Annotated in this window: 6 protein-coding genes and 1 tRNA gene (1 of these 7 only partly in view); 6 read left to right on the top strand and 1 reads right to left on the bottom strand. The window is 65.4% G+C overall.

Annotated elements, in window-relative coordinates:
- Positions 1–1,614, bottom strand: a 1,614-nt coding sequence (gene mutL / locus V7066_RS21510; protein ID WP_334185026.1) for a DNA mismatch repair endonuclease MutL, incomplete at its 3' end; no start/stop codon positions are given.
- Between the two features lie 286 nt (positions 1,615–1,900).
- Between mutL and V7066_RS21505 the strand changes: the two genes are divergently transcribed.
- The 6 genes from V7066_RS21505 to V7066_RS21480 all read left to right on the top strand — a co-directional run.
- Positions 1,901–2,947, top strand: a complete 1,047-nt coding sequence (locus tag V7066_RS21505; protein ID WP_031341471.1) for a rod shape-determining protein — start codon at positions 1,901–1,903, stop codon at positions 2,945–2,947.
- 131 nt (positions 2,948–3,078) lie between these two features.
- The gene (gene mreC, locus V7066_RS21500) at positions 3,079–3,966 is read left to right on the top strand and encodes a rod shape-determining protein MreC (RefSeq protein ID WP_334185025.1); all 888 of its coding nucleotides are present in this window, start codon (positions 3,079–3,081) and stop codon (positions 3,964–3,966) included.
- A complete protein-coding gene (locus V7066_RS21495; RefSeq protein WP_334185024.1) occupies positions 3,966–4,514 on the top strand; it encodes a rod shape-determining protein MreD in 549 nt (182 codons plus the stop codon). The genes mreC and V7066_RS21495 overlap by 1 nt, the downstream gene beginning before the upstream one ends.
- A complete protein-coding gene (gene mrdA / locus V7066_RS21490; protein WP_334185023.1) occupies positions 4,511–6,646 on the top strand; it encodes a penicillin-binding protein 2 in 2,136 nt (711 codons plus the stop codon). The genes V7066_RS21495 and mrdA overlap by 4 nt, the downstream gene beginning before the upstream one ends.
- Complete coding sequence (gene rodA, locus V7066_RS21485) at positions 6,646–7,758, top strand: rod shape-determining protein RodA (RefSeq protein ID WP_334185040.1); 1,113 nt, start codon at positions 6,646–6,648, stop codon at positions 7,756–7,758. The genes mrdA and rodA overlap by 1 nt, the downstream gene beginning before the upstream one ends.
- 113 nt (positions 7,759–7,871) lie before the next feature.
- Positions 7,872–7,892: transfer RNA gene (locus V7066_RS21480), tRNA-Lys, on the top strand (it continues 155 nt past the right edge of the window).

Raw genomic sequence — 7,892 nt, 5'->3', positions numbered from 1 at the left:
ATCGCCGTTGCGCGCCAGATCGTCGGCAATGTCACGAACCAGAGCGTGGACGTCGGATTTGCCGAGCACGGAGGGCACCGCGCGAACCAGCATGGCACCAGGCCCGAAACGCTCCAGCACGAGACCGAACTGCGCAAGGTCGCTTGTCTTGTCTTCCAGCGCGTCGCAGGGGGCTTCCTCCAGTTCGACGACCTCGGGCAGCAGCAGCGCCTGCGAGCGGGCCATGGCATCTTCCGCCCCGGCAGCCTTGAGACGTTCCAGCACGAGCCGCTCGTGCGCCGCGTGCTGGTCGACGATCACCAGACCGTCCTCGGCCTCGGCAACGATGTAAGTCCCCGCAACCTGCCCGCGCGCGACGCCGAGCGGATATTGCAAGGCTTCCTCCGGCTCGTCGGGCGCCGCTTCGGCCCGGCCCGAGGGCTGGGCCATGACTTCTTCCTCATAGGAGCGCCAGGCCGCCCCCGCCTCGGAGACGCGGCTCGGCGCGGGCCGATAATCGGTGCGCGACGGTTGCGGGGCATATTCGCGCGCGAACAGCGAGCCGAGCGCGGGCGCCGGGGCGGGAGCGACCGGCTCCACCTGCCACATGTTCATCGCCGCGGCGGCGGCAGGCTGGGCGCTGCGCTGCCCCGAGGACTCGAGCGCGTGACGCAAGGCGCCGACCAGGAACCCGCGAATGAACGTGGGGTCGCGGAAGCGCACTTCGGTCTTCGCCGGATGGACGTTGACGTCCACTTCCTCGGGCGGGATTTCGAGGAACAGCGCCAGCACCGCGTGGCGATCACGCGCGAGCATGTCCGAATAGGCCCCGCGCACCGCCCCCACGAGCAGGCGGTCCTTCACCGGGCGACCGTTAACGAAGAGATACTGGTGATCAGCGACACCGCGATTGTAGGTCGGCAGTCCGGCCACGCCGGTGAGGCGCGCGGTTCCGCGCTCCGCATCGATCAGCACGCCGTCTTCCGCCAATTCCCGCGCCACGAGTCGCGCCACGCGCGATGCCAGTTCCTCGCGCGGCTGCACGGCGATCACCCGGCGACCGTCGTGCTCCATCGTGAAGCCGATGTCGGGCCGCGCCATGGCGAGACGGCGCACGACATCCTGACAGGCCGCATATTCCGAGCGCGCCGAGCGCAGAAACTTGCGGCGCGCAGGCACTTTGCCGAAGAGATCCTCCACGCGAATGCGCGTTCCCGGCGGCAAAGCAGCGGGACTGTCGACCGCAACCACGCCATGATCGACGACGCGCTTCCAGCCTTCCTCCGAATCATGCGGGCGGCTCTCGATGGTCAACCGCGCGACCGAACCGATCGACGGCAATGCTTCGCCGCGAAAGCCGAGGGTGGCCACCAGTTCGATATGTTCGTCGGGAAGCTTGGAAGTCGCATGACGCTCCAACGCCAGGGCGATCTGGTCCGGCACCATGCCGCAGCCGTCGTCGGTCACTTCGATCAGGTCGAGCCCGCCCGAGGCGAGGCGCACGGTAATCTGGGTCGATCCGGCGTCGATCGCGTTCTCCACCAGCTCCTTCAACGCGGAAGCGGGGCGCTCCACCACTTCGCCCGCCGCGATGCGGTTGACGAGATGTTCGGGAAGACGGCGGATAATCGGCATCGGGAATTCTTTCGCTAGTCAGCGCAGATCGGCGTCCTGCGGGGTTTATCACCCCGGACTACGCAAAGGAGACGGGTCTTTGGCACCGCGATCTCGAACTATCCCAAACACTAGCGATGAACCGCATGGAATTCGAGACGGGCTTCGGACGATTCCCCCATGAAAAAGACACAAATTTTTGGCGTTTCGCGAATCGATGGGCTAAGGGGTCCCCTTCCATGCCAACCTGCCCTTCGCTCCATGGGGATTCCCCGTGGCATGCGCCGGGAAAGACAACGGATTACTGATGGCCTCGCTCGTCTCGCGATTCTTCAAACTCGGCTCACAGAACATGGCGATCGACCTTGGGACCGCCAATACGCTCGTCTACGTTCAGGACCGCGGAATCGTGCTGAACGAGCCTTCGGTGGTGGCTATCGAGACGCTGAACGGCGTCAAGAAGGTCAAGGCCGTGGGCGACGACGCCAAGATGATGATGGGCAAGACGCCCGACAACATCGAGGCCATCCGCCCGCTGCGTGACGGCGTGATCGCCGACATCGAAATCGCGGAAGAGATGATCAAGCACTTCATCCGCAAGGTGCACGGCAAGAAGAACCTGTTCCGCTATCCGGAAATCGTGATCTGCGTGCCCTCGGGTTCGACTTCGGTCGAACGCCGCGCGATCCGCGACGCCGCCTCGAACGCCGGCGCCAGCCAGGTCTACCTGATCCTCGAACCGATGGCTGCGGCGATCGGCGCCGACATGCCCGTCACCGAGCCGGTCGGCTCGATGGTGGTCGACATCGGCGGCGGCACCACCGAAGTCGCCGTGCTTTCGCTGCGCGGCCTCGCCTACACCACCTCGGTTCGCGTCGGCGGTGACAAGATGGACGAATCGATCGTCTCCTACGTCCGCCGCCACCACAACCTTCTGATCGGAGATGCCACGGCGGAACGCATCAAGAAGGACTACGGCATCGCCGTCATGCCCGCCGACGGCATCGGCGAAACCATCCACATCAAGGGCCGCGACCTCGTCAACGGCGTGCCGAAGGAGATCACGATCTCCCAGGCCAACGTCGCCGAAGCGCTCGCCGAGCCGATCGGCGCCATCGTCGAAGGCGTGCGCATCGCGCTTGAGAATACCGCACCGGAACTCGCCGCCGACATCGTCGACCAGGGCATCGTGCTCACCGGCGGCGGCGCGCTGATCCAGGGCCTGGACGACTATCTGCGTGAGGAAACCGGCCTGCCGGTCAGCGTCGCGGAAGATCCGCTGTCCTGCGTCGCGCTCGGCACCGGCCGCGCGATGGAAGATCCGGTCTATCGCGGCGTCCTGATGTCCGCCTGATTTCGCGCGGAGCGGCCGTCGGCTCGAAAAGTCCGGCCGCTCCCCACTTCCCGGCGCCCTTGTCGCCGGTCGTTTGACGTTAGAGCGGCTGCCCTATCCGGCGGCCGCCGCTACGAAGGAGTGCATGGCGCATGGCGCCGCCAGCAAACAGGCGCTCCAGCTATTCGCGCCGGGCGCAATACACCACGTTCCTCAGTTATGCCGCAGGCGTGCTTGGCGCCGCGGTCGGACTGGCGCTCGTGGTGATTTCGCTTGTGAACCCCGGATTCTTCTCCGCCCTGCGCGGACTGGCCGACGATGCGACGGAGCCTGCCGCGCAGATGTCCGCCAGCGGCCGCGATCTCGGACGCGATACCTGGGCCGAACTCACCGGATTCTTCCATTCGGGAGCAGAACACGCGCGGCTCAAGCGTGAGCTTGCCGAGGCGAAAGTGCGCCTTGCCGAAGCCAGGGCGACCTCAGCCGAAAACAAGCGTCTCAAGGACTTGATGGCGCTTTCGGAACCGAACGGCGGCGCGGTCGCCTATGCCCGCCTGACCTCCTCGACCAGCGCCAGCACGCGCCGCTATGCGACGCTGGGCGCAGGGACCGACCGCAATGTGACGCCCGGCATGCCGGTTCGCTCGCAAATGGGCCTGGTCGGACGCGTTCTCGAAGTCGGCTCGTCCAGCGCGCGCGTGCTGTTGGTTACCGACAGTGAAAGCGTCGTGCCGGTTCGCCGCGCAACCGACGGCGTCCCCGCCTTCGCGCAGGGCAACGGCGACGGCACCCTGCGGATCCGCCTGATCAACCTCGGCATCAATCCGCTCAGGAAGGGCGACGTTCTGGTGACCTCCGGTTCCGGCGGCCTCTATCGCCCCGGCACCCCGATCGCCATCGTGACCGACCTCATCCGCGACGGCGCCATCGCGCGCGTGCTCAGCAATCCTTCCGACACCGACTATGTCATGGTCGAAAAGAGCTGGGCACCGCCGCCACCGCCCCCCCCGGCCAACGACGGTACGGTCAAGAAACGCTGATGTTCCAGCGCAGCGCCTCCCGCCCCACCTCCCGGCAGCGCATCAACCATGCACCCTCGCGGTTCCTGGCCAGGGGCTTTCCCTGGCTGACGGTGATGCTGGCATCGGTGGTGCCGGGCTGGTTCATGATCGCCTCCGCGCCGGTCATGCCGCCGCTGGGCTTCCTGGTCTATCTAGGCTGGAGACAGCTTCGCCCCGGCTTGCTGCCGATCTGGGCCGGTCTGCCGCTGGGCCTGTTCGACGACCTGTTTTCCGGCCAGCCTTTCGGCTGCGCAGTCCTGCTCTGGTCGCTCACCGCGATTGCGCTGGAAATCGTCGAAGTCCGCCTGCCCTGGCGTAACTTTGTTACGGAATGGCTCATGGCAATGGGCCTGATCGTCGCTTATATTGTCCTCTGCCTCGCTTTCGCGGACCTCGCGGGTGCGGCATCTCCATTCCACGTCATCGTGCCGCAGGTCGTTATTTCCGTGCTTTCTTACCCGCTCGTCGGTCGAGTCGTTGCCCTGTTCGATCGGATCCGCCTCGCTCCGATCGTGCTGCTGCGATGAAAATCAACTTCAAGCGGTTCTTCCCGCAGCGCCACGTCAGCGCGGGGACGCTTCGCAACAGCTTCGACCGCCGCAGTCTGGTCGTCGGCTCGATCCAGGGCGGCATCGGCGTCCTGCTCGCGGCGCGACTCGGCTATCTCTCGATCGCCCAGAACGCCAAGTACGAGCTTCAGGCCGAGAGCAACCGCGTCAATCTGTCGCTGATCCCGCCGCGTCGCGGCTGGATCATGGATCGCAACGGCACCCCCCTCGCCTCGAATCGCGCTGACTTTCGCGTCGATCTCATTCCCGAGCGCGTCCAGGACGTGCCGCATACGATCCAGACCCTGGGCAAGCTGCTCAGCCTCTCGCCGATCGCGATGCAGGATCTGGAGGACAAGCTGGAGCGCGCCCGCCGGTTCGCGCCGGTGGAAGTCGCCAGCGGTCTCGACTGGGATACTTTCGCCGCCGTCAGCGTGCGTCTGCCGGACCTGCCGGGCGTCGTCACCCAGCGCGGCTTCTCGCGGTTCTATCCGCTCGGCCCTTCGGTCGGTCACCTGATCGGCTATGTCGGCCCGGCTTCGGCCGAAGAGTACGAGAAGGACCGCGATCCCGTGCTCATCACGCCGGGCTACAAGGTCGGCAAGGACGCGCTCGAAAAGTTCTACGAGAAGGACCTGCGCGGCAAGCCCGGCGCCCGCCGCGTCGAAGTGACCGCCTCGGGCCGGATCGTCCGTGATCTCGACACGCGCGAAGACGTGCCCGGCAAGACGCTGAAGCTCACCATCGACGCCGGAATTCAGGAATACGCCTCCCGGCGAATCGGCCCCGAATCGGCGGCCGTCGTGGTGATGGACTGCCAGACCGGCGACATCCTCGCGATGTGCTCGATGCCCAGCTTCGATCCGAACAGCTTTTCCGACGGCATCGGCCGCCTCGAATGGAAGATGCTGTCGGACGACGACCATGTGCCACTGCGCAACAAGGTCCTGCGCGGGCTCTATCCACCGGGTTCGACCGTCAAGCCGATGGTGGCACTGTCCTTCCTGGAAGCCGGGCTGGACCCGAACGAATCGGTGTTCTGCGGCGGCGGCCTGCGCGTGGGCAACCGCGTGTTCCACTGCTGGAACCGGCGCGGTCATGGCTCGGTCAATATGGCCAAGGGCATCTACCAGAGCTGCGACGTCTATTTCTACCATTTCGCCCAGCGGATCGGCATGGACCCGATCGCGGCGATGGCGAGTCGCCTCGGCCTCGGCCACGATTTCCCGTTGCCGGTATCCGGCCAATCCTACGGCACCGTGCCCAATCCGGCCTGGAAGCTGAAGAAGTACGGCAAGGAATGGCAGACCTTCGACACCGTCAACGCGACGATCGGTCAGGGCTACTTCCTGGTGAACCCCTTGCAGCAGGCGATCCAGGCTTCGCGCATCGCCAGCGGCCGCGTCATCATGCCGCGACTGGTCCATGGCCATGAGCAGGAAGTCGCGCCTTCGCTCGGCATTTCCGCAGAACATCTCGCCTATGTTCGTCAGGCCATGTCCGACGTTGCCAACGGCCCAGGCTCCGCACCGCATTCTCGTCTGCCGTTTCCGGACATCAAGCTTGCGGGCAAGACCGGCACTGCGCAAGTCGTCGGCCTCAATGTCGGCAGCGGCAAGGGAGGCATCTGGAAGCACCGCGACCACGGCCACTTCATCTGCTTCGCCCCGTTCGATAATCCACGCTATGCCTGTTCGGTCGTAGTCGAGCATGGCGGCGGCTCCGGCGCAGCCTATCCGATCGCCCGAGATGTGCTTACCTATGTCTTCGACAAGCAGAAGGGCATGGATATCCTGACCGAGCTTGAACAGAAGTGGGGTGGCACGCCCAAGGAGCGGCTTGAAGCCCGCTACCGCACTTACTCGGCCCAATACGGCGTCGGTGCACCGGCGGTTTCCGCCGAAGAGGAAAACCGCAAGATCCAGGGTTCCGACGGCGCGCAGGATCCCGCGCAACCGATCGTTCGTGAGGCCGCTTCGCCCGCTCCCGAACCCGATGCCGCCGAACGCCAGCCCTCGGCGCCGCAAGCGGCCAGCCCCACGCCGGCACCTGCGGGTTCTGGGGCGAGTTCCGGGACGACACCTGCCAATACCGGAGGAAATCCGCAGTGATCGGCCGTTCGATCGTTCCCGAGGCCATCGCCCGCCAGCCCTGGCATATGCTGGTACCGTTGACGGGTCTTGTCTCGCTGGGCGCGGCGGTGCTCTATTCGGCGGCAGGCGGAAGCCTCCAGCCTTACGCGCTCAGCCATGTCGTCCGCTTCTTCATCTTCCTGATAATGGCGATCGTCATTTCCCGGATCAGCCGCGATTTCTTCCGCATGGCCGCCTATCCGGTCTACGGCGCCATCGTCGTGCTGCTGGTTCTGGTGGAAGCCATCGGCGCGGTCGGCGGCGGTAGCCAGCGCTGGCTCAACCTCGGCTTCATGACGCTTCAGCCCTCCGAGCTGATGAAACCCGCGATCGTCCTCGTGCTCGCCCGGTTCTACGAGACCCTGCCCCATGCCATGACCGCCAGTTGGCGCGGACTGGTGCCTGCGGGCGTTCTCATCGGCATCCCCGCGCTCTTCGTCATGATCCAGCCCGATCTCGGGACGGCGCTGGCGATCTGCTTCGGCGGGGTCGTGACGATGTTTCTGGCCGGTCTGCCGCTATCGTGGTTCGTCGGCGCAGGCCTGACGACCGCGATCGCCGCGCCGATCGCCTTCTTCACCCTGCTCCACGACTACCAGCGCAACCGCGTGCTGGTGTTCCTCGATCCGGAAAGCGATCCGCTCGGCACCGGCTATCACATCACCCAGTCCAAGATCGCGATCGGCTCGGGCGGTTTCCTCGGCAAGGGCTTCGGCAACGGTTCGCAGAGCCACCTGCAATACCTGCCCGAATCGCACACCGACTTCGTGTTCGCGACGATGGCGGAGGAATGGGGCATGCTCGGCGGCCTCTTCGTCCTCTGCGTCTTCGCGATCGTGCTGTCCTGGGGCCTCAGGGTCGCCCGCAAGGCCCCTGACCGGTTCTCCAGCCTGCTGGCGATGGGCATGGCGGCTACGATCTTCTTCTACGTCGCGATCAACCTGATGATGGTCATGGGCCTGGCGCCGGTTGTCGGCATCCCCCTGCCCTTCATGAGCCACGGCGGCACCTCGATGCTGACGAACATGATCTGCCTCGGCACGCTCATGGCCGTAAACCGTTGGAATCGCCGCCCCGGATCGCTCGCGTAAAATTTTTGAATTTTTCTCTTCCCATCCTGAAATCAGCCGTTATAGGGGCCTCTCCGCCGCCGGGGAGGTCCACCAAGACTTCCACAAAACGGCAGCCCAGGTCAGGGCAGTGTGGACGCATAGCTCAGTTGGTA

This window comes from Novosphingobium sp. (assembly GCF_036820275.1).
Taxonomy (GTDB): Bacteria; Pseudomonadota; Alphaproteobacteria; order Sphingomonadales; family Sphingomonadaceae; genus Novosphingobium.
This window is presented reverse-complemented; position numbering and strand designations above follow the sequence as displayed.